This window comes from Vibrio scophthalmi, from assembly GCF_040869025.1.
Taxonomy (GTDB): Bacteria; Pseudomonadota; Gammaproteobacteria; order Enterobacterales; family Vibrionaceae; genus Vibrio; species Vibrio scophthalmi.
Window position 1 is genome coordinate 824,906 of sequence record NZ_CP134271.1, and the last position, 21,155, is coordinate 846,060.

A 21,155-nucleotide genomic window follows, 5' to 3' on the forward strand; every position below is an offset into this window, starting at 1 on the left:
GTCATGCTGTGTTTTCCTTAACGTACTTTCAGAGTCGCTAGACCGATAAGAACCAAAACAATAGAGATAATCCAGAAGCGTACAATAACGCGTGGTTCTGGCCAGCCTTTTAATTCGTAATGATGGTGGATTGGCGCCATGCGGAAAATACGTTGGCCGCGCAGCTTGTAAGAACCCACTTGTAGGATCACTGACAGCGTTTCCATAACGAAAACACCACCCATGATCACCAACACAAATTCTTGACGAACCAACACCGCGATCGTCCCTAATGCGCCACCTAGTGCCAATGAACCCACATCACCCATAAACACTTGTGCTGGGTAGGTGTTAAACCAAAGGAAACCTAAACCCGCGCCGACAATTGCAGTACACACCACCACCAGTTCTGAGGCATAAGGAACATGCGGAATGTGTAAATATTCTGAGAACTGCACATTACCCGTAGCCCATGCAATCGCTGCAAAGCCTGCCGCAACCAGTACGGTTGGCATGATGGCTAAGCCATCGAGACCATCGGTTAAGTTAACCGCATTACTGGTACCGACAATAACAAAATAGGTCAAGACAATGTACATCAAGCCTAGTTGCGGCATGATGTCTTTAAAGAACGGCACCACCAGCTGAGTCGCAGAGGTATCTTTGCCATGTGCGTACAGAGCAAAAGCCACCACTAACGCAATGGCTGATTGCCAAAAATATTTCCAACGCGCAATTAAGCCATCGGTATTTTTGCGTACCACTTTACGGTAGTCATCAACAAAACCGACAGCTCCGTAGCCAAATAGCACAAAGATCACAGCCCAAACATAAGGGTTACTGAGATCGGACCATAACAATACGGTAATAATGATTGCCGCGAGGATCATGATACCGCCCATGGTTGGCGTGCCACGTTTACTGAAGTGAGATTCAGGACCTTCATTACGCACCACTTGGCCAATCTGCAACATTTGCAAGCGACTGATCAAACGTGGTCCCATCCACAATGAAATACCTAATGCTGTTAATACGCTTAAAATGGCGCGAAATGACAGGTATTCAAATAGACGGAAGAATGAGAAATATGGCTGTAGCAGCTCTGCAAGCCAAATAATCATGAATAAATCTCCTTCAACGCAGTTGCAACCTTACTCATACCAGCGCTGTTTGCGCCTTTAACAAGTAATGTGTGGGGACCAGTATGATGCGGCAACTGCTGTTTTATAAACTCAATCATGCTGTCGTGTGATTCAAAATGTTGACCTTGGCAAACGTCACTGATGGCTTTCGCATCAGCACCAAAAGTCAGTACATGTTCAAAATTAAATGGGGCTGCATGTTCCCCGACTTGTCGGTGAAGTGCAAGGCTTTCATCGCCTAACTCTGCCATATTGCCCAAAATAAGCCAGCGAGTGCCGCTAAATCCAGCTAAAAGATCGGCCGCCGCTTTCATCGCCGGAACGCTGGCGTTATAGCTATCATCAATCAAGCGGATTTCATTGCTCAACGCCACCAACTCTACGCGACCTTTCACTTTAGACAGTAACGCTAGACCAGCAGTAATCGTTGCAAGATCAGCACCAAGCTCCACCGCTAGTGACGCTGCAGCCAATGCATTTGAAACATTATGTTGACCAATAATACCCAGCTGTATCGCGGCACTACCGAGCGGCGAATGCAGGGTAAAGCTCGCTTCACCATTGGCATTTATCGCGATATAATCAGCGTAATAGTCGGCACTCGGATCGCTCACTGAAAAGGTTTTGACCTGTTTATCGGCTAACGCTGGTTGCCAAAATTGCCCACCATGACTTTCTAGGTTCACAATCGCAACACCACCCGCTTTCAAGCCTTGGTAGATTTCACCTTTCGCTTGTTTGACGCCATCAATCGAACCAAAACCTTCTAAGTGCGCTGCAGCGACATTATTGACCAGCGCCACATCCGGGGTAACCAATGCAGAGGTGTAAGCAATCTCACCGATATGATTAGCACCGAGTTCGATCACGGCAAAATCATCTTGCGGCGTAGAACGCAGCAACGTCAGCGGCACACCGATATCATTATTGAAGTTACCCGCGGTGAACAACACTTGGCCCTGTTGCGCCATGATGCTTGCAACCATCTCTTTCACAGTGGTTTTGCCACAACTGCCGGTAATCGCTACCGTTGGCGTCGCACATTGTTGATGCACGTAGGCTCCCAACAGCCCCAAGGCTTGCTTAGTATCACTGACCACCAGCTGCGGAATTGCGATTTCAAGAGGGCGAGAAACCAACAGTGCTGTCGCGCCAGACTCTAGCGCTTGCTGAGCAAAATCATGAGCGTCAAAACGCTCGCCAATTAAGGCGACAAACAATGCGCCTGCTTGTAGGTTGCGAGTATCGGTAGAGACAAGTGTAATCTCACAATCATCACCGACCATTTCACCGCCAAGTACTTGGGCAATGTGGCTAAGAGTCATATTTATCATAATGATAATCCTAGTAGCTGCTGGGCTGACTCACGATCAGAGTAGTGCACCGTTTTATCCGCTAGGACTTGATAATCTTCATGGCCTTTACCCGCCAATAAAATAATATCTTGCTCGCCGGCATGCTCTAGCGCGTATTGCAAAGCGGTAAAACGTTGATGCTCCACAATCGCTTGTTGAGGATGACTCATCCCCGCCAACATATCTTGTACGATTTCCGCTGGATCTTCACTGCGCGGGTTATCATCAGACAAAATCACGCTATCGGCCAAACGTTCACCAATTTTCGCCATCATCGGACGCTTACCTTTGTCGCGCTCACCGCCACAGCCAAAGATAGCCCAAAGCTGACCTTGGCAATGGACACGCAGTGCTAGTAGTGCTTTTTCCAGCGCGTCAGGTGTATGAGCATAATCAACGACCACTTTGGCTTTACCTTCGGTGGTAAAAAGCTCCATGCGACCAAGCACAGGTTCAAGTTGTGATGCGGTATCAATCAAACTTTGCTTATCAATACCCAATGCCAGCAATGTCGTCATCGCTAACATCACGTTTGATGCATTAAATTCACCAATCAGTGGCGCGCAGATTTGTCCCGCACCAAAATGACCATCAAAAGCAATATCAATACCTTGCTCTGAATAGGCTACCTCAGTCGCCCACACCGCTGGCACGTCCGCTTTAATGGTTTCGTTTGGTGGTAATAGAGATACCGCAATCGCGTTGTCGAGTCGCTTCACCCACTGCTGACCAACCACATCATCAACGTTGACAATCGCATGCTGGCATTGATGTTGGCTGAATAGGGTAAATTTCGCCTCTGCGTACTCTTCCATCGTGCCATGGTAATCAAGGTGATCACGGCTTAAATTGGTGAATACACCTGCAGCAAAAGCGAGTGCTTGAACGCGCCCTTGAACAAGGCCATGTGAAGAGACTTCAAGTGCGGTGTAGTTTGCGCCAAGCTGAGCAAGTTCAGCGATAGTGCGCTGTACTTCAACCGCATTACCCGTGGTGTTCGCTGCAGGTCGCAATGTCTCTAAGAAACCATTACCTGTGGTGCCCATCACTGCTGCGCGCTGCCCAACTAGCTCAAGCCATTGAGCCATCAATTGAGTAATCGTGGTTTTACCATTGGTTCCCGTCACCGCAATCAATTGATTATTGTGGTGAGCGTAGAGACGACCAGCCAGGGCGGAAAGGTGTAGACTTAAATCCGCAACATAGACGATAGCAACACCATCGCGCAGTTCGACTAAGCCGTGCTGCTTTTCACTGCACGCTTGAGCAATCACAGCATTTGCACCGTTATTAAGTGCGGCATCAATGAACTGACGGCCATCAGTGGCATGACCTTTAATCGCCACAAACGTCGTTCCAGAGGTGACTTTACGGCTATCTAATTCAAGCTGTGCGACAGCGATATCAGCGGCAAAACCGCTCAGTGGCAGCCAAGGAGCAACCAACTGTTGTAATGTGAGACTTAACGACATACAAAGGTCTCTCTTTATTCCTGAATTGATTTATTTTCGTCTGGTGCGACGTTCAAGATCTGTAGGCTGCCTTTCATTATTTCAGCGAAAACAGGACCGGCTACAGAACCACCATAATAATTATCACCTTGCGGCTCATTCACAATCACCACCAAGGCCACGCGTGGATCACTGGCTGGTGCCACCCCCGCGGTATACGCAAAATATTCATCACCATAACCACCGGCAATCGCCTTACGCGAAGTACCGGTTTTCGCCGCAACACGATAGCCCGGAACCGCCGCTTTGGTAGCCGTGCCTCCTGGTTGGGTTACGGTTTCCAGCATGCCCAGCACCATACGAGCGTATTTCTCGCTAATCACCTGACGAGAAAAGTCTTGCTGGTTGTTTTCTAAGATGTGCACTGGCTGGTATTTACCATAGTTACCCAACGTGGCATAAGCGTGCGCAAGTTGCAGAGGTGTAATGGTCAAACCATAACCAAAAGAAAGCGTGGCGATTTCAAATTTCGACCAACGACGGCGATTAGGGAAAATACCGGTCGATTCACCGACCAGATTCAAGCCTGAAGATTCGCCAAAACCGACCGAGCTGTACATACCCAATAATGCTTCCAATGGCATTTCTAACGCCAGTTTCGCCACACCGATGTTACTCGACTTTTTCAAAATGGTGGTCAGATCGGCCTTGCCCACTTTCGAGGTATCCCGAACACGACTGCCGCCAACCTGCATGATGCCGTTACCGGTATCAATCACGGTGTTTTCATCAGCCACACCATTTTCTAATGCCGCTAACACCACGAACGGTTTAATCGTAGAGCCTGGCTCAAAGGCATCGGTGATCACGCGGTTACGCATTTTCGCTGATTGCAAATCTGCGCGGTTATTCGGGTTGTATGAAGGAGCATTGACCATCGCCAATACTGCGCCCGTTTTAACATCAAGTAGTACCGCAGAACCCGATGTGGCGCGGAAATCTGCCACTGCTTGTTTGATCGCGCGATAGGCAATTGCCTGTAGGCGCTGATCAATAGTCAGCGTCAGTGGTTTACCTTCTTCTCGCTCTTCAAGCGAAATGTTTTCTACCACTCGGCCATAACGGTCTTTACGAATAATTCGTTTACCCGCTTCACCGGTAAGCCATTTATCGTAGCTACGTTCAACCCCTTCTAAACCGTGGCCATCAATCCCTGTCACACCCACTAAGTGAGCGCTAACCTCACCGGCAGGGTAATAACGACGTGACTCCGGTTTAAGGCCAATGCCGGCCAACTTCAACTGACGAATGTAATTCGACATCGCAGGACTGACTTGGCGCTGTAAGTAAATAAAGCGACGAGTTTTGTTGCTATTAATTTTGTCGAGCAAGCCTTGGCGATCAAGACCTAAGACATCCGCGAGGGCATGCCAGCGGTCAACATCAACTAAGCCACCTTCTTTGAAAATGGTTGCCGGATCGGCCCAAACCGCTTCAACGGGCACACTGACCGCCAAAGGTTCACCATTGCGATCGGAGATAATGCCACGTGCGGAATGTAAGGTTTTGGCGCGAATAGAACGCAAGTCACCTTGTTTGATTAGGTTGTCTGGTTCAATAATTTGGATGTAACCAATACGTGCGACGAGCGCCGTAAAAATGGCAAAAACAAAGAAAAGGACTAAGTAGAAACGCCAACGAATCAGTTGAGGAGGCTCAACATCAGGTTTCTTCGGCGTTGGTTTGATTTTCGGAGAACTCATGGTAAGTCAATCACCACTTCTTTATCAGAGTCGGGGCGTTTCATCTCTAACTCTTGCTTTGCAACGGCTTGTACACGGCTATGTTCCGCCAGTGCCGTTTCTTCTAACAGTAAGTTACGCCACTCATTGTCCAGTCGTTCGCGTTCAACCAAAGCTTGGTCTTTTTCGGTTACCGCTTCACGAGTATGGTGAGTCATAAAAACCACCCCCATCGCACTAGCAAAAATCAATAACAACATACCAAGGGGAAAACGCCCGGTGGTAATTAAGTCTCGACCGATGAGCTTGGCAAGATTAGGCGTGGTTTTACTCATGATGAAATTACAGTTTCTCTGCGATACGTAATACTGAGCTACGCGAGCGAGTGTTTACTTCCACTTCTTGCGTCGTTGGTTTAATCGCTTTGCCGATTGCTTTTAAGTTAGCACTACCAAGCTCACGGATTTGCGCTTCCGTTAAAGGCAGTCCATGTGGCACTTGTGGGCCCTGGCTCTCTTTACGGATAAAACGTTTCACCATGCGATCTTCCAATGAGTGGAAGCTGATCACTGACAAGCGTCCTTCCGGTGCAAGAATGCTCGCCGCGCCTTTTAGCGCTGTATCGATCTCTTCTAGCTCACTGTTGATGTAGATGCGGAACGCTTGGAATGAGCGAGTTGCCGGGTGTTTTTTCTCTTTGAAGCTTTTTGGCGCAGCATCAGAGATGAGTTTTGCTAACTGGCCAGTACGAGTCAGCGGTTCGTTCTCTTCGTTTTCACGATAAGCAACGATCGCTTTAGCGATGCGGCGAGCGTGTTTGTCTTCACCAAACTCACGAATAACCCAAGTGATGTCGTCCAAATCCGCTTCCAATAACCACTGAGAAACAGAAATGCCCGACGTTGGATCCATACGCATATCTAACGGGCCATCTTTCATAAAGCTAAAGCCACGCTCTGCATCATCTAGCTGTGGTGATGAAACACCAAGATCAAACAGTACACCGTCAACTTGACCAACCAAATTGTAGCGCTCAGCGTATTCGGCAATACCGGAAAATGGGCCATGAACGATAGTAAAGCGAGGATCATCGATCTTGTTTGCTTCTTCAATCGCTTGCGGGTCACGGTCGATACTGAACAGACGACCATTCTCACCCAGTTTCGACAAGATTGTGCGGCTGTGGCCACCACGACCAAATGTACCGTCTATGTATGTGCCATCGGGTTTGATTGCCAATCCATCGATCGATTCATTCAGTAATACAGATATGTGTTTAAATGCTTCTGTCATAGTTATCTCATCGGCTAGCGTGTTGATGCGCTCTAACTCTTCAGTGTACTGATTTCATCACGCAGTGCCACCCTTGGTCGCTTGTATCACGTGACATTGCGCTAAGTTTAATACTCAAGCGCCTTCAATATCGACTTTGAGAGCCTAGACGCGGCTTTCAGTTGAAGAAAAATAACGTCAATTATGAACGTTTTTTCAAGCCCATCGGATCATAAAACCCCAGCATTGTCAGGCAAAGAACTTTCAGTCCCACTAGAAAGTTAGCTGAAAAGAGCCTGAGTATATTGCTTAGGAGAATATTTTCGTCAGTAAAATGCAAAAAACCCATCATAACGCAAGCGTTACGATGGGTCTCGAATAGGTGGAGTCGACGTATAAGCCGGGTTCTGTATCCGCTTGCGCGGTGATAGCCATTCGTCTAGGCCAGCAATCGCTCACTGGCTCAAGCAACCTACCCGCCTCCTTACGCGAGCAACGCAATGTGGAGGCCTATTTGGTCTTGCTCCGGGTGGAGTTTACCTTGCTACGAACTGTTGCCAGTCGCACGGTGCGCTCTTACCGCACCCTTTCGCCCTTACCTGTGCTCTTGCGAGCCATCGGCGGTCTTCTTTCTGTTGCACTTGTCGTAGGCTTGCGCCTCCCAGGCGTTACCTGGCACCCTGCTCTATGGAGCCCGGACTTTCCTCCCCTTTGTCAGTCTCCCGAAGGACGTCAACGCCAGTCTCCCGAAGGGACTTCAGCGTCAGTCTCCCGAAGGACATCAACAAAGCAGCGACTATCCAGTCAACTCCGAGGCGGATTGTATAGAGTTCAAGGTACAGTGTCTAGCGAGATCACAAATATGATGAGATATGGATGTTAAACGGCTAAAAAGCGAACATTTCGCAGCGAGAAGAGTGAAAAGACAAAGAGCTGAGAACGCTTCGCTTCGAGAGGCAAGAGCGAAGAGCGAGAAGACAAAGAGCCGAGTACGCTGCGCTTCGAGAAGCGGGAGCGAAGAGCGAGAGGACAAAGAGCCGAGAATGCTGCGCTTCGAGAAACGAGAAAAGCGCAGCCAGGTAACCCCGCCTCTCGCTTCTATAATCTCGCCTCTATAATCTCGCTTCTAACTTCTCGCCTCTAAACTCTCGACTCTAAAATCCGCTTAACCTAAATTCTCTAAACCCCATTTGTAGAGGGCGTTTTTCTTTAGGTTATAGATCTCAGCAGCTAAGGCTGCAGCTTTTTTCAGAGGCAGCTCTTTCGTCAAAATAGCGAGGGTGCGAGTCACTTCGTCTGGCAGAGTCTCTTCTGCCACTTCACGGTGACCATGAACTAGCAAGACCATTTCACCACGTTGTTGGTTACTGTCCGCTTTAACCCATTCGATCAATTCACCCAGCGGCATACCTTGGAAAGTTTCGAAGGTTTTCGTTAACTCACGAGCCAATACCACTTCACGTTGTGAGCCAAGAATGTCCAACATATCTTCTAAAGAGTCTAAAATGCGATGAGGTGACTCATAAAAGATACAAGTACGCTCAACTTTAGCGATTTCCAATAACTTATCTTTTCTTGCTTTGCTCTTTGGTGGTAAAAAGCCTTCAAAGCTAAATCGATCCGAAGGTAAACCAGACGCGCTCAATGCGGTAATGACAGCACAAGCACCTGGTAGCGGGACAACTTTAACCCCGGCTTGACGACATTGATTGACGAGATGGTATCCTGGATCACTAATAAGTGGTGTACCCGCATCGGAAACCAAAGCGATTGACTGACCTGACAATAATTTTTCGACTAAAACTTGCGCTTTTTGTTGTTCGTTATGATCATGCAGAGGAAAGGTTTTTGTCGGGATATTAAAGTGCGCTAAAAGCTTACCAGTATGACGAGTATCTTCTGCCGCAATCAGATCGACGCTAGAAAGTACTTCAATGGCACGTTGCGTAATATCGCCCAAATTGCCAATTGGAGTGGGTACAATAAAGAGAGTTGGGATCTGTGCTGGTAAGGTTTTATTATCTGTCATTTGTTTAGCATCACTTCAACGATTAATATAGACACAATTTTATACGGAATTAACGAATAACTCATGGCCATAAATAACCAAAAGCGACTAAGTGTAACACGCTTACTGACTCCTGTAGCCCTTGCGGTGGTATTAGCAGCGTGTTCGTCTACTTCATCAACACCCAATTATGTCGATATTACGCTCGACCCGACTCAGTCGGTGACCAACTACCTTATGCGTGCTGACAGCAGTGAAGGAAGCTTACAGAGCGACTGGTTGATTATGGCGCTGAAAGCCGCAGTCGAAGCCAATGACATCAATCAGGCTGATTTATTGATCAAGCGCCTTGCTCGTCAACCGCTAACGGATATGCAGCAAGCTGAATGGCAGCTGTCTCGCGCAACACTGTTGTACAACAATGAGCAAATAAACCAGGCGGCTGAACAGCTTAACTTCCGTCCATCTTGGCGTCTTGCCAATGAACAGTGGAAAGATTACCACCAGCTACGCGCGGATATTTTTGCTAAGCAACACAACTACTTCGAAGCTGCTCAAGAACTTACTCAACTGGCAGAATTTGAAGACAAATCGCAGCAAGGCTACCTAGCAGAAAGCATTTGGCAAAACTTGACCCAATACCCAGAAGCCCAGATCACCCAATTTAATACCGCGGCGAGCAGTGCTGACTTCGATGGCTGGGTGCAATTGGCGATTTACAATGCAAGTTTGGCCAGTAACATTGCTCAATTGAAAAATACGCTCGAACAGTGGTTGGCAGAAAACCCATCGCACCCTGCTGCTCTTTATACGCCACAAGCCATTGAAGACATTCTCGCTTTGGATGTGACGAAACCGGTTAATACCGCCCTACTGCTACCACTATCAGGTAAGTTTGCCAAACAAGCTCAGTTGATCCGTGATGGTTTCATCTTGCAAATGATGAACGACGAGCAGCGTGATCCTAACGCAACCTTAACCGTAATCGATACCAATGCTACCGATATCAACTCGCTACAACAGCAGTTCATCGAAAAGAATATCGACTTTGTAGTTGGTCCTTTGGTGAAAGGCAACATCGCTAAACTACAACAAGCACAAACGACGACAGGCCATCCATTGCCAATGCTGGCATTGAATATTCCTGACGAAGTAATGCCAGGTAGCAATATTTGTTACTTAGCACTATCGCCAGAACAAGAAGTAGCGCAAGCCGCGAAACATCTATTTGCTCAAGGTTATCGCTACCCATTAGTGTTAGCGCCGCAAGGTCGACTAGGACAACGTGTGGTTGAGGCCTTTGAAGCGGAATGGAAAAAATACAGCAACGATAAAGTTGCCGTAAACCTCTTCACGGAAAAACGTCAGCTACAACGCAATATCAACACCGCTTTTGGGCTACAAGAGAGCCAACAGCATATCGCGCAGATGGAATCATTACTTGGTCTGTCACTGGAAAGCCAACCACGTAGCCGTCGTGATATCGATGCGGTTTACATCGTTGCTGGCAGTGCCGAGCTAACGCTGATCAAGCCATTTATTGAAGTAGCAATCAACCCAGACACTAACCCGCCGAAACTATTTTCGAACTCTAGCAGCAACAGCGGCCGTCAACAGTACGAAGATTTAACCGGCGTAATGTACAGTGACATTCCATTACTGATCCAACCAAACAGCGCGATTGAAGCGCAAATGAATCAGATGTGGCCTAAAGGTTCAAACGCTGAAAAACGTCTGCAAGCGTTGGGAATGGATGCTTACTTATTAATGGAACAGCTACCACAAATGAAGGTGGTTAATGGCTACCGTATCGATGGTAATACCGGTGTACTAAGCATCGACAACAATTGTGTCGTTCAGCGTGAAATTAGCTGGGCTGAGCATGGCAACATTGATAGTGCAGACGCGCAAGAAGCTGAGCTCATCGACAACACAGCAGAAGCCAGTGCTGAACAAGCTAACTAAAGGGCTTTTTTTCGAGTCCGCCGCTGAACAACATCTTGTGAGTTGCGGACTCAGCAAAATTGCGAGAAACTTTCGCATCAAAGGTGGTGAGATCGATTTGATCATGCGCGACCAAGACACAATTGTCTTTGTTGAAGTACGCTACCGCCAAAACCAAAATTATGGACATGCTGCAGAGACTGTCACCTACAGCAAACAACAGCGTTTAATTAAAACGGCCAATGTTTGGTTAATTAAACAAGGATTGTCCGTTCATTCGACCAATTTTCGTTTCGATTTAGTCGCTATTCATCATGATGGTAAGCAGATTGATTGGATCAAAAACGCCATAACTCAAGGGTAACCAATGCTAGAGAGCATTAAAGAAAGCTTTACCGAAAGTATTCAAATTCAAATCGCTGCGGCAGAAGCCCTGCCAGATGCCATCACCCACGCGGCGCAAGCCTTGGTCTATAGCCTACTCAACGGCAATAAGGTGCTTTGCTGCGGTAATGGTGGCTCTTTATCCAATGCTCAGCAATTTGTCTCGTGTTTGCTCAACCGGTTTGAGACGGAGCGCCCTAGCCTACCTGCAATGGCATTAACCGCGGACAATACCACACTGACGGCCGTCGCAAATGACTACCACTATGAGCATATCTTTTCTAAACAAGTGCGCGCTTTTGGTCAGCCAGGTGATATTTTATTAGCGATCTCAACCAGTGGTAACAGCAAAAATATCATCAAAGCGATGGAAGCGGCGGTAACTCGCGATATGACTATCATTGCACTAACCGGTAAGGACGGTGGTGAAATGGCTGGCTTGCTGGGTGAAAATGATGTTGAAATTCGTATCCCATCTCACAGAACGGCTCGAATTCATGAGGTTCATATGGTGACGTTACACTGTTTATGTGATTTGATAGATCAAGTTTTATTCCCCACTCACGAAGAGTAAAGAGATGAACTTAATCAAAGCCTTATTGATTGCCACCCTGGTAATGTCGACCAGCGGATGTGTCGGCTTATTTGTTGCTGGTGCAGCAACAACCGTCAGCGTTGTCACTGACAACCGTACCACCAAAGAGATTTGGAACGACAATAATATCGAATTTGAAATCGCAGGCATGACCAACAAAGCCCCTTATCGTGGCAATGTACGCGCGACCGCGAGTTCTTATAATGGTATTGTGGTGCTAATGGGGCAAGCCAATACCCAACAGATACTGAATGAATTTGAAGCCCAAGCACGTAAAACCCCAGGGGTAACACAAATTCACAACCAAATCAGAGTGCAGCAGCCACTCTCGATCGGTGAAATTAGCCACGATAGTTGGATTACCACTAAAGTGAAGTCAGCACTGCTCACCAATGAAGAGCTGAGCACAGTAAAAATTAAGGTCATTACCGAAGGTGGTGAAGTATTTTTGCTTGGCTATGTGTCTCGCGCACATGCAGATTTAGCTGCAGAGATTACGCGTAACGTATCTGGTGTCAAACAAGTGATCAAAGCTTTTCAATACGGTGATTAATACCGGAGAGTCATGATTGATAGGCATAAAAAAAGCAGCGTAAGCTGCTTTTTTTGATTCTGCTGTTGGCTATTAACACCCATCGACTGATTGGTATTACTTAACCACGCGAAGACTCGGACGGCCTTTTGGTCTTGGTGGCTCATCATCTGAACCATCATCACCATCAGTTTCAACACTTTCCGTCGCCAATGACAGACTACTGATTTCACCCATCTCTTCGATGAACTCATCTTCAATCTCGTCAAAGGTATCCATGTACGCATCTTCTGGTTCAAACATAGTGCCTGCACCATTTTCACGAGCGTAAATCGCTTGTACTGCGTAAAGAGGGACAACAACCACATGAGGTCGGCCACTGAAGCGCGCGTTAAAGGTGACTTCATCATCACCCAACTGCAAGTTACCCACCGCACGTGGTGCGACGTTCAGAATGATCTGACCGTCTTGGACAAACTCTTGCGGCACACGAACACCTGGCAGTGTAGCTGCAACCACTAGATGCGGTGTCAAGTCGTTGTCCACTAGCCACTCATAAAATGCACGAAGCATGTATGGGCGGCGTGGTGTCATGTTCGAAATATCCATCAAACGACGATTAGCGCAGTAGACGCATTTCGCGCTCAGCTTCAGTCAATGAAGCTAAGAATGAATCACGTTCAAATACGCGGTTCATGTAAATTTTCAGTTCTTTAGAGCCAGGGCCTACAAGCTCGATACCTAACTGAGGCAAACGCCATAGTAGCGGAGCTAGGTAACAATCGATTAGGCTGAATTCTTCGCTCATAAAGTATTCATATTCTGCAAATACTGGGCCTAGAGTCAGAAGATCGTTACGTAACTTGTTACGAGCCGCTTCAGATTCTTCAGCAGTACCGTTAACCACTTTCTCTGCTAGTGAGTACCAGTTCTTTTCGATACGGTAGATCATTAGACGGCTGTTACCACGAGCAACCGGGTAAACAGGCATTAGTGGTGGATGAGGGAAACGCTCATCTAGGTATTCCATAATGATTTTTGAATCGTAAAGTGCAAGCTCACGATCAACCAAAGTAGGAACCGTTTTGTATGGGTTCAGCTCGATCAATTCCGCAGGTAGGTTAGCTTCATCAACTAATTCAACCTCAACGCTTACGCCTTTTTCAGCGAGAACAATGCGTACCTGATGGCTATACATATCAGATGCACTTGAAAATAGAGTCATCACGGAACGTTTATTGGCAGCTACAGCCATGGAGCCCTCCAGCACAATTACAGGAATAAAAACAACAATGGAGGCTAAGCCTCCATTGTAAATTATCAAATTTGGTATTTAGCGCTGTATGATAGCATATTTAATGCACATCACGCCAATACTCTTTCTTAAGCAGTACCACGACTATAGTGAAGATCACCAAGAATGCCATCACCCACCAACCTAAAGCATGACGCTCAAGTTTGACTGGGTCGCCTGAGTACTCCAAGAAGTTAACGAGATCACGAACCGCTTGATCATACTCTTCTTGGTTAAGCTCACCCGTACCGTCAGACTCGATACCAACCACTGTTTCAATGGTTTCGCCATCAACGACCTTGGTTTCGATGATCGGCACCGGAATGCCTTGCAGCTCTTCAAGTACATGCGGCATACCAACACTTGGGAAAACAATGTTGTTCACGCCAAACGGACGTGCAGGATCTGCATAGAAAGAGCGCAAATAGGTATATAGCCAGTCAGTACCTCGAACTCGTGCTACCAAGGTGAGATCCGGTGGCGGCGCGCCAAACCATTTGGCTGCTGACTCATCAGGAATGGCATTTTCCATCAAGTCACCAATTTTAGCATTTGGATCAAACACCAAGTTTTCTTTCATCAACTCAAGCGGAATACCAATGTCGGTCGCGACACGCTCATAACGTTGGTATTGAGCCGAGTGACAAGCAAAACAGTAGTTCATAAACAGTTTGGCACCGTTTTGCAGTGACGCCTGATCACTTAAATCATTGTTTGCTTTGTCTAATGGTACATTTGCACCCGCAGCCATCGCCAAGGACGGCAACATTGCAAATAAAACTAAAATCCACTTTTTCATTTGAATGTCACCCTCTCTGGTAATGGTTTCGTGGCTTCGTTCTTACTGTAGAAATACAGCAACACGAAGAACATGAAGTAACCTAAGCTAAAGATTTGTGCGAGTAATGTGTATAGCGCTGTTGCAGGCAACGCACCCAACACACCCAAGGCAACAAAACAGATGGTGAACTGAATAATATTGAACAAGTGGAACTTACTGCGGTAACGGTACGAACGTACTTTACAGCGATCCAGCCAAGGTAGTACGAACAACACCGCAATAGAAGCGCCCATCGCAATAACACCCAACAGCTTATCTGGAACCGCACGCAAGATGGCATAGAATGGCGTGAAGTACCAAACTGGTGCAATGTGTTCCGGTGTTTTCAGTGGGTTTGCTGCTTCAAAGTTTGGTGGCTCAAGGAAGTAGCCGCCCATCTCTGGATTGAAGAACAATACGTAACAGAACAAGAATAAGAAACCAGCCACACCAACTAGATCTTTCACTGTCCCATAAGGGTGGAAAGGTACCGAGTCGATAATGTCGTATTTCTTAGTGTAGTAATCATGGAATTTGAACTGCGTTTTATAGTCATCGCCCATGGTGCCTTTCGGCAGTTTGGTTTCGATACCGTCTGGGTTATTCGAACCGACTTCGTGAAGTGCTAGTACGTGAAGTACGATAAGCAACAGAAGCACAATGGGTAGAGCAATAACGTGCAGAGCGAAGAAACGGTTCAGTGTCGCGCCAGAGATAACGTAGTCACCACGAATCCAAAGCGTCAGATCATCGCCAATCACCGGAATAGCACCAAATAGCGAGATGATTACCTGCGCGCCCCAGTAAGACATTTGTCCCCATGGCAATAGGTAGCCCATGAACGCTTCAGCCATCAACACGAGGAAGATCAACATGCCGAAGATCCACAGTAGCTCACGTGGCTTTTGGTACGAACCATAAATTAGGCCGCGGAACATATGCAGATAAACCACAACAAAGAACGCCGACGCACCTGTTGAGTGCATATAGCGCAGTAGCCAACCATACTCAACATCACGCATGATGTATTCGATAGAGGCAAACGCACCATCACCAGATGGTACATAGTTCATCGTCAGCCAAATACCTGTCAGGATCTGGTTAACCAATACAAGCATCGCTAATGAGCCGAATAGATACCAAAAGTTAAAGTTCTTCGGCATCGGATATTCAGAGAGGTGCTTTTTATACGCATTCATTGCGGGTAAGCGTTTTTCTACCCAATCAAGTAGAGCTTGCATTATGCCTCCCCTTCTTCGTCAACACCGATCATGATCTTGGTATCGCTTAGATACATGTGCTTTGGTACTACGAGGTTAAGTGGTGCGGGTACTCCTTGGAATACACGTCCAGCCATATCAAATTTAGAGCCATGACACGGGCAGAAGAAACCTGACTTAACACCTTGAACTTGTTCGCTAAAACTGTCTGGCAAATAGGTAGGAGAACAACCAAGGTGGGTACAAATGCCAACAGCGACAAAATATTCTGGTTTGATGGAACGGTAAGCATTCTGTGCATACAGCGGTTGCTGCTCTTCCCCAGAGGAAGGATCACGTAATTGCCCATCAAGTTCTTGTAGAGTATCAACTACAGTTTGAGCACGACGAACCACCCATACAGGCTTACCTCGCCACTCGACACGCACCATTTGCCCTTCTTCTAGCTTACCGACATCAACGGAAACTGGGGCTCCTGCTGCTTTTGCTTTTTCACTTGGGTTCCAAGATTTAATAAAAGGAACGGCAACCGCAGCAGCCCCTAACCCACCCACAACAGCTGTTGTGGCAGTTAGAAAACGTCTACGACCGTTATTTAAAGGCGCATTGCTCATCCAAACATTCTCCCATTTGCTCCTTTTGGATTCTTGTTATTCCTTACCAAAGAGCATGGCTAACAAATTAAGTTTGTTGTATTTATTTGATTGCAAATGATAAATAAAACCCCACTTTCTGACAAGGTAAAGCTACTTATTTGTAACAATTAAGGATACAAACGCCAATGTCGTCACAAAAGAAGAACACAGAAAACAACTATTTTTGGGGAGGGTGTTGGAGAGGGTATGAGGGAAAGAGATTTTAGAGCGCAGAAAAACAAAAAGCCTGGCATAAGCCAGGCTTTGAAACCACGTCCCAGTAAAAACTGGAAGCGAAATCTTTGAAAAAGATTAACGCTTAGAGAACTGTGGTTTACGACGTGCTTTACGTAGACCAACTTTCTTACGTTCAACGCAACGAGCGTCACGAGTAACGTAACCAGCTGCACGTAGAGCAGGACGGAAAGACTCATCGTATTCCATTAGAGCGCGTGTGATACCGTGACGGATCGCACCAGCTTGACCAGAAATACCGCCACCTTTAACAGTAACGTATAGGTCTAGTTTCTCAGTTAGTTCAACTAGCTCAAGAGGTTGTTTAACAACCATGCGAGAAGTTGGACGACCGAAGTATTCATCAAGGCTACGCTTGTTGATTACGATGTTGCCAGTACCCGGTTTGATAAAAACACGTGCAGCTGAGCTTTTGCGACGGCCAGTGCCGTAGTATTGATTCTCTGCCATTTCGAAATCCCCGATTAGATGTCTAGTACTTGTGGTTGTTGAGCAACATGGTTGTGCTCAGCACCAGCGTAAACTTTAAGCTTACGGTACATAGCACGGCCTAGAGGACCACGTGGCAACATACCTTTAACAGCAAGTTCAAGAACCATCTCTGGTTTCTTAACAATCAGCTTTTCAAAAGTGATTGATTTAAGACCACCAGGGAACTCAGTGTGACGGTAATACACTTTACCTTTAGCTTTGTTACCAGTTACAGTAACTTTCTCAGCGTTGATAACGATGATGTAATCACCAGTGTCAACGTGAGGAGTGTATTCAGCTTTGTGTTTGCCACGTAGGCGAGATGCAATTTCACTTGCTAGACGGCCAAGAGTTTTACCTTCAGCGTCTACAACATACCAGTCGCGTTTTACAGTTTCTGGTTTAGCAACGAAAGTTTTCATGCTAATAATAACCCGTTAATTTAAATTTAAACTTAAAGGAGCAGGAATGCTCCCACTGTCTAAGAGCCCAGTCATCACCCCTTCGAGTGGGTGGCACTCTTGGTCAAAAACTTTGGAAATTCATCCAAAAATGACCTGCAGTAACGGTGGGTCGCAAGATTATAGAGAAGTGAGTTGAAAAAATCACCTCTTTTTTAAATAAAAATATGACTTTTTCTTTACCGTAAATATCATCCAGCCTTTATGCCAAGTGCTCTCTAGCCAGATACTCATGGCTTTGCATTTCTGTTAGGCGTGATATACAACGTTTAAACTCAAATTCCAGCGTCCCAGCAGTATAAAGTTGCTCTAATGCGACTTCTGACGAAATAATCAGTTTTACGTTTCGCTCATAAAATTCATCAACTAACGCAATGAAGCGCCTCGCCGCATCATCGACTAACTGATGCATCTGTATTACCTCTGCTAACAACACACTGTGGTAAACCTTCGAGATTTCGATGTAGTCATTCTGACTACGAGCGGTTTGGCACAACTGAGCAAACGTCGCGTGCAATACCCCATCGGCTGCTTTGAGTACATCCACTTGGCGATGATTAATCTCAATTGCGGCCGCAGAGGCTTTCCCCTCTCCCACCAATTGCTCGTAATAGCGACTAAGGTTTTCATGCGCTGATACATCCAAAGGGAAGTGATAGATCTCCGCTTGTTCTAGCGTACGCAGACGATAATCAATCCCGCTATCGACATTAAGCACATCACAATGGGTTTGAATCAGTTGAATGGCTGGCATGAAGCGCGCGCGCTGCAAACCATTACGATAGAGATCATGAGGAGGGATATTTGATGTGGCCACCAAAACGACGCCGCGTTGAAATAGAGCTTGGAACAAGGTGCCGAGGATCATCGCGTCGGTAATATCAGAAACAAAGAATTCATCAAAACAGATGATCTCCGTCTCTTGCTTCAAGATATTGGCAACCGCTTCCAGTGGATCGCTCACATCATGCAGCTCACGCAATTCATCATGCACTCGCAGCATAAAGCGGTGAAAGTGAACGCGCATCTTCTTCTCAATGGGCAAACTATCAAAGAAGGTGTCCATTAAATATGTTTTTCCACGTCCGACTCCACCCCAAAAATAGAGCCCATTGGGTGCATCCGGTGGCGCAGGGGTTTTACCTAGCCATGATTTCCATTTCGGCACAACGACTACCGGAGCCTCAATATAAGCAATCATTTGATGATAAAGAGAATCAAGTGCCTGAACGGCTTGGCGTTGCGCATCATCGACTTGAAAGCCATGGTTCTCAACGTCTTGTTGGTAGCGTTGTAATGGTGTCATTGCTAGACCTTCTATGACTACTGCACTGAGCTATCCTGAAATCGACTGGTAATATTTTCTACAGATTCATGGGATAGGGTCACACGCATTTTTCTTTATTGGTTTAAGGTCTCATAGTAACATGGTCAACGAGCATCTGTAATTAACTAGTAAACAGCATGTTAAACTAAAAATAATAAGGAGTAATTATGCCTTGGATTTATGCCCTTGTTGGCCTGCTTGCAGGAACAGCTCTTGGATTTATCATCTCGCGCTTCACTACCCCGGGATACAAAAAACAAAAAAATCTCCACAAAGATCTAGAAACAGCAAAATTTCAGTTAGAACAACAAAAACAAGAATTGTCTGATCACTTTGCGCAGAGCGCAGAAATGCTCGACTCATTGGGTAAAGAGTACACTCGTCTCTATCAGCACATGGCAAAAACGTCCTCTGAACTCTTGCCAAATATGCCGGAGCAAGACAATCCTTTCGCGCAAAAGGTTGCATCGCAAAACAGCAATAACCACAGCGAAACAAAAACCGCAGACTCAAGCGATGAAGCACCAAAAGATTATGCCTCAGGTGCTACAGGCCTACTGCGTGAGCAGAAAAAAGACATTCTTCACTCTCCACAAGAAGCGACCGCTAAAGCTTCATAATAATCTTTCACTCCAACAAGGTTCCCAGTGAACTTTGTTGGGGTTTCTTAGTCATACCTCCATACGTAGCACCGATTTGTATCCATAAATCAAGACTAAACCGAGCAGTTGCCACTGAATCGGCCTTCACTGTATAGGAGTTATTTGATGAAAAAGCCTTTGCTTGCCTTAACGGTTCTCTCTTTAAGCATCAGTTCAATCATCTTGCCATTACCGGCTTCTGCTGCACTGCCTTTGGCCGTCAATGGTGAACAGTTGCCTAGTTTGGCTCCGATGCTCGAACGAGTCACCCCTGCGGTGGTCAGTATTGACGTCGAAGGCACTCATGTCGCCAAACAGCGCATTCCGGATCAATTCCGCTTTTTCTTTGGTCCTGACTTTCCAGCAGAACAGCAGCAAGAACAACCTTTTCGTGGGCTAGGTTCTGGCGTCATTATTGATGCCAAACAAGGTCATATCGTCACCAACTATCACGTCATTAAAGGCGCAGAGAAAATTCGCGTCAAGCTGCATGATGGTCGTGAATACGATGCAGAATTGGTCGGTGGTGATGAAATGTCTGATGTCGCTTTACTCAAACTAGAACAAGCCAAAAACCTCACACAAATTGAACTGGCCGATTCGGATCAACTGCGTGTTGGCGATTTCACCGTGGCGATTGGTAATCCATTTGGTCTCGGCCAAACTGTCACATCGGGCATCGTTTCCGCGTTAGGTCGTAGTGGCTTAAACCTCGAAAACTTTGAAAACTTCATTCAAACCGATGCGGCCATTAACAGTGGTAATTCGGGTGGCGCTCTGATCAACCTCAATGGCGAGTTAATTGGTATTAACACCGCTATTTTTGGCCCTAATGGCGGGAACGTTGGTATTGGTTTTGCGATCCCGGCAAACATGATGAAAAACTTAACCGAACAGATCTTAGAGTTTGGTGAAGTAAAACGCGGCATGCTGGGTGTACAAGGCGGCGAAGTAACATCAGAACTGGCCGAGGCACTAGGTTACGAATCAAGCAAAGGGGCATTTGTTAGCCAAGTCGTAGTCGACAGCGCAGCAGACAAAGCGGGCATTCAAGCGGGTGACATCATTGTCTCAATCAATGGCAAAACCATCAGTTCCTTCCATGAGTTAAGAGCAAAAATCGGCACGCTGGGCGCGGGTAAGAAAGTCACTCTCGGCATCATTCGCGATGGCAAAGAGAAATCGGTCAAAGTGACGTTAGGCGAGCAAGAAAATGTCAAAGCCAGTGCAGACAAGTTACATCAAGGTTTAACGGGGGCAGCACTCACCAACACCAATGCCAGCGATAGCGTACAAGGGGTGAAAGTCTCCTCGGTTGAAACCGGCTCTCCAGCGGAAGCGTATCAACTGCAAGCTGGCGATATTATCCTGGGCGTCAACCGAGTCCGCGTAAAGAACTTAGCCGAACTACGTAAGGTAGTAGAGAAGCAATCAGGTGTATTAGCACTGAATATTCAACGTGATAATCGGACTATTTACCTCGTGGTTCGCTAATCAAAGGCGCTAGAACCTCGGCTGTCACAGCCTCAAATAGCATACGTATTCGCGATAAAACGCGATATTGATTTAAAAGGACAGCGGAGAAATTCGCTGTCTTTTTTATATAATGCTATTCTTGATTGTTTGT

Annotated in this window: 21 protein-coding genes and 1 other RNA gene; 6 read left to right on the forward strand and 16 right to left on the reverse strand. The window is 46.5% G+C overall.

Going from position 1 to position 21,155, the window contains the following annotated elements; translation table 11 throughout:
• Nucleotides 1-17 precede the first annotated feature (17 nt).
• From mraY to rsmI, 8 genes are all read right to left on the reverse strand, one after another.
• Nucleotides 18-1,100 (reverse strand): phospho-N-acetylmuramoyl-pentapeptide-transferase, encoded by a 1,083-nt coding sequence (gene mraY, locus RJD38_RS03625; protein ID WP_065545050.1) that lies wholly within the window; start codon nucleotides 1,098-1,100, stop codon nucleotides 18-20.
• The gene (murF, locus tag RJD38_RS03630; protein ID WP_065545049.1) at nucleotides 1,097-2,455 is read right to left on the reverse strand and encodes a UDP-N-acetylmuramoyl-tripeptide--D-alanyl-D-alanine ligase; all 1,359 of its coding nucleotides are present in this window, start codon (nucleotides 2,453-2,455) and stop codon (nucleotides 1,097-1,099) included. The genes mraY and murF overlap by 4 nt, the downstream gene beginning before the upstream one ends.
• Nucleotides 2,452-3,948 (reverse strand): UDP-N-acetylmuramoyl-L-alanyl-D-glutamate--2,6-diaminopimelate ligase, encoded by a 1,497-nt coding sequence (gene murE, locus RJD38_RS03635; protein ID WP_065545048.1) that lies wholly within the window; start codon nucleotides 3,946-3,948, stop codon nucleotides 2,452-2,454. Before murE ends, murF begins: the two co-directional genes overlap by 4 nt.
• 14 nt (nucleotides 3,949-3,962) lie before the next feature.
• On the reverse strand, nucleotides 3,963-5,690 hold the full coding sequence (locus RJD38_RS03640; protein ID WP_005594064.1) for a peptidoglycan glycosyltransferase FtsI: 1,728 nt from the start codon (nucleotides 5,688-5,690) through the stop codon (nucleotides 3,963-3,965).
• Nucleotides 5,687-6,004, reverse strand: a complete 318-nt coding sequence (ftsL, locus tag RJD38_RS03645) for a cell division protein FtsL (protein ID WP_005594063.1) — start codon at nucleotides 6,002-6,004, stop codon at nucleotides 5,687-5,689. Before ftsL ends, RJD38_RS03640 begins: the two co-directional genes overlap by 4 nt.
• A gap of 7 nt (nucleotides 6,005-6,011) precedes the next feature.
• On the reverse strand, nucleotides 6,012-6,962 hold the full coding sequence (gene rsmH, locus RJD38_RS03650; RefSeq protein WP_005594062.1) for a 16S rRNA (cytosine(1402)-N(4))-methyltransferase RsmH: 951 nt from the start codon (nucleotides 6,960-6,962) through the stop codon (nucleotides 6,012-6,014).
• A 359-nt stretch (nucleotides 6,963-7,321) separates the two neighbouring features.
• Nucleotides 7,322-7,753, reverse strand: an RNA gene (gene rnpB / locus RJD38_RS03655) — RNase P RNA component class A.
• A gap of 353 nt (nucleotides 7,754-8,106) precedes the next feature.
• On the reverse strand, nucleotides 8,107-8,970 hold the full coding sequence (rsmI, locus tag RJD38_RS03660) for a 16S rRNA (cytidine(1402)-2'-O)-methyltransferase (RefSeq protein ID WP_005594060.1): 864 nt from the start codon (nucleotides 8,968-8,970) through the stop codon (nucleotides 8,107-8,109).
• A gap of 63 nt (nucleotides 8,971-9,033) precedes the next feature.
• On the opposite strand from rsmI, the gene RJD38_RS03665 reads away from it, so the two are divergent.
• The 4 genes from RJD38_RS03665 to RJD38_RS03680 are packed head-to-tail and all read left to right on the forward strand — an operon-like array spanning nucleotide 9,034 to nucleotide 12,425.
• Complete coding sequence (locus RJD38_RS03665) at nucleotides 9,034-10,914, forward strand: penicillin-binding protein activator (RefSeq protein WP_065545046.1); 1,881 nt, start codon at nucleotides 9,034-9,036, stop codon at nucleotides 10,912-10,914.
• On the forward strand, nucleotides 10,895-11,257 hold the full coding sequence (locus RJD38_RS03670; RefSeq protein WP_005594057.1) for a YraN family protein: 363 nt from the start codon (nucleotides 10,895-10,897) through the stop codon (nucleotides 11,255-11,257). The genes RJD38_RS03665 and RJD38_RS03670 overlap by 20 nt, the downstream gene beginning before the upstream one ends.
• A 3-nt stretch (nucleotides 11,258-11,260) precedes the next feature.
• On the forward strand, nucleotides 11,261-11,851 hold the full coding sequence (locus RJD38_RS03675) for a phosphoheptose isomerase (RefSeq protein ID WP_005594056.1): 591 nt from the start codon (nucleotides 11,261-11,263) through the stop codon (nucleotides 11,849-11,851).
• 4 nt (nucleotides 11,852-11,855) lie between these two features.
• Nucleotides 11,856-12,425, forward strand: a complete 570-nt coding sequence (locus RJD38_RS03680; RefSeq protein WP_005594055.1) for a BON domain-containing protein — start codon at nucleotides 11,856-11,858, stop codon at nucleotides 12,423-12,425.
• Nucleotides 12,426-12,521: 96 nt separating this feature from the next.
• Here RJD38_RS03680 and sspB read toward each other — a convergent pair whose 3' ends face one another.
• From sspB to zapE, 8 genes are all read right to left on the reverse strand, one after another.
• A complete protein-coding gene (gene sspB, locus RJD38_RS03685) occupies nucleotides 12,522-13,013 on the reverse strand; it encodes a ClpXP protease specificity-enhancing factor (protein WP_005594054.1) in 492 nt (163 codons plus the stop codon).
• Between the two features lie 10 nt (nucleotides 13,014-13,023).
• Nucleotides 13,024-13,659 carry a stringent starvation protein SspA gene (gene sspA, locus RJD38_RS03690; protein ID WP_005594053.1) on the reverse strand — a complete coding sequence of 212 codons (636 nt, stop codon included), beginning with the start codon at nucleotides 13,657-13,659 and terminating at the stop codon, nucleotides 13,024-13,026.
• A 100-nt stretch (nucleotides 13,660-13,759) separates the two neighbouring features.
• Nucleotides 13,760-14,497, reverse strand: coding sequence for a cytochrome c1 (locus tag RJD38_RS03695; protein ID WP_005594052.1), 738 nt, complete (start codon nucleotides 14,495-14,497; stop codon nucleotides 13,760-13,762).
• The gene (locus tag RJD38_RS03700; protein ID WP_005594051.1) at nucleotides 14,494-15,759 is read right to left on the reverse strand and encodes a cytochrome b; all 1,266 of its coding nucleotides are present in this window, start codon (nucleotides 15,757-15,759) and stop codon (nucleotides 14,494-14,496) included. The genes RJD38_RS03695 and RJD38_RS03700 overlap by 4 nt, the downstream gene beginning before the upstream one ends.
• Nucleotides 15,759-16,352 carry a ubiquinol-cytochrome c reductase iron-sulfur subunit gene (gene petA / locus RJD38_RS03705; RefSeq protein ID WP_005594050.1) on the reverse strand — a complete coding sequence of 198 codons (594 nt, stop codon included), beginning with the start codon at nucleotides 16,350-16,352 and terminating at the stop codon, nucleotides 15,759-15,761. Before petA ends, RJD38_RS03700 begins: the two co-directional genes overlap by 1 nt.
• Nucleotides 16,353-16,685: 333 nt before the next feature.
• Nucleotides 16,686-17,078: a 30S ribosomal protein S9 gene (gene rpsI / locus RJD38_RS03710; RefSeq protein WP_005594049.1), complete on the reverse strand. Its 393-nt coding sequence runs from the start codon at nucleotides 17,076-17,078 to the stop codon at nucleotides 16,686-16,688.
• A 14-nt stretch (nucleotides 17,079-17,092) separates the two neighbouring features.
• Nucleotides 17,093-17,521, reverse strand: a complete 429-nt coding sequence (gene rplM / locus RJD38_RS03715; RefSeq protein ID WP_005594047.1) for a 50S ribosomal protein L13 — start codon at nucleotides 17,519-17,521, stop codon at nucleotides 17,093-17,095.
• A 241-nt stretch (nucleotides 17,522-17,762) separates the two neighbouring features.
• Nucleotides 17,763-18,866, reverse strand: coding sequence for a cell division protein ZapE (zapE, locus tag RJD38_RS03720; protein ID WP_065545045.1), 1,104 nt, complete (start codon nucleotides 18,864-18,866; stop codon nucleotides 17,763-17,765).
• 188 nt (nucleotides 18,867-19,054) lie between these two features.
• Between zapE and zapG the strand changes: the two genes are divergently transcribed.
• Together zapG and RJD38_RS03730 are read left to right on the forward strand one after the other, a co-directional pair.
• Nucleotides 19,055-19,507 carry a Z-ring associated protein ZapG gene (gene zapG / locus RJD38_RS03725; protein WP_065430851.1) on the forward strand — a complete coding sequence of 151 codons (453 nt, stop codon included), beginning with the start codon at nucleotides 19,055-19,057 and terminating at the stop codon, nucleotides 19,505-19,507.
• A 147-nt stretch (nucleotides 19,508-19,654) separates the two neighbouring features.
• Nucleotides 19,655-21,022: a DegQ family serine endoprotease gene (locus tag RJD38_RS03730; protein WP_005594042.1), complete on the forward strand. Its 1,368-nt coding sequence runs from the start codon at nucleotides 19,655-19,657 to the stop codon at nucleotides 21,020-21,022.
• Nucleotides 21,023-21,155 lie beyond the last annotated feature (133 nt).

Coding starts and splice junctions, on each gene's coding strand:
- mraY (WP_065545050.1), bottom strand. CDS start 1,100: ATGATTATTTGGCTTGCAGAGCTGCTACAGCCATATTTCTCATTCTTC.
- murF (WP_065545049.1), bottom strand. CDS start 2,455: ATGATAAATATGACTCTTAGCCACATTGCCCAAGTACTTGGCGGTGAA.
- murE (WP_065545048.1), bottom strand. CDS start 3,948: ATGTCGTTAAGTCTCACATTACAACAGTTGGTTGCTCCTTGGCTGCCA.
- RJD38_RS03640 (WP_005594064.1), bottom strand. CDS start 5,690: ATGAGTTCTCCGAAAATCAAACCAACGCCGAAGAAACCTGATGTTGAG.
- ftsL (WP_005594063.1), bottom strand. CDS start 6,004: ATGAGTAAAACCACGCCTAATCTTGCCAAGCTCATCGGTCGAGACTTA.
- rsmH (WP_005594062.1), bottom strand. CDS start 6,962: ATGACAGAAGCATTTAAACACATATCTGTATTACTGAATGAATCGATC.
- rsmI (WP_005594060.1), bottom strand. CDS start 8,970: ATGACAGATAATAAAACCTTACCAGCACAGATCCCAACTCTCTTTATT.
- RJD38_RS03665 (WP_065545046.1), top strand. CDS start 9,034: ATGGCCATAAATAACCAAAAGCGACTAAGTGTAACACGCTTACTGACT.
- RJD38_RS03675 (WP_005594056.1), top strand. CDS start 11,261: ATGCTAGAGAGCATTAAAGAAAGCTTTACCGAAAGTATTCAAATTCAA.
- RJD38_RS03680 (WP_005594055.1), top strand. CDS start 11,856: ATGAACTTAATCAAAGCCTTATTGATTGCCACCCTGGTAATGTCGACC.
- sspB (WP_005594054.1), bottom strand. CDS start 13,013: ATGGATATTTCGAACATGACACCACGCCGCCCATACATGCTTCGTGCA.
- sspA (WP_005594053.1), bottom strand. CDS start 13,659: ATGGCTGTAGCTGCCAATAAACGTTCCGTGATGACTCTATTTTCAAGT.
- RJD38_RS03695 (WP_005594052.1), bottom strand. CDS start 14,497: ATGAAAAAGTGGATTTTAGTTTTATTTGCAATGTTGCCGTCCTTGGCG.
- RJD38_RS03700 (WP_005594051.1), bottom strand. CDS start 15,759: ATGCAAGCTCTACTTGATTGGGTAGAAAAACGCTTACCCGCAATGAAT.
- petA (WP_005594050.1), bottom strand. CDS start 16,352: ATGAGCAATGCGCCTTTAAATAACGGTCGTAGACGTTTTCTAACTGCC.
- rpsI (WP_005594049.1), bottom strand. CDS start 17,078: ATGGCAGAGAATCAATACTACGGCACTGGCCGTCGCAAAAGCTCAGCT.
- rplM (WP_005594047.1), bottom strand. CDS start 17,521: ATGAAAACTTTCGTTGCTAAACCAGAAACTGTAAAACGCGACTGGTAT.
- zapE (WP_065545045.1), bottom strand. CDS start 18,866: ATGACACCATTACAACGCTACCAACAAGACGTTGAGAACCATGGCTTT.
- zapG (WP_065430851.1), top strand. CDS start 19,055: ATGCCTTGGATTTATGCCCTTGTTGGCCTGCTTGCAGGAACAGCTCTT.
- RJD38_RS03730 (WP_005594042.1), top strand. CDS start 19,655: ATGAAAAAGCCTTTGCTTGCCTTAACGGTTCTCTCTTTAAGCATCAGT.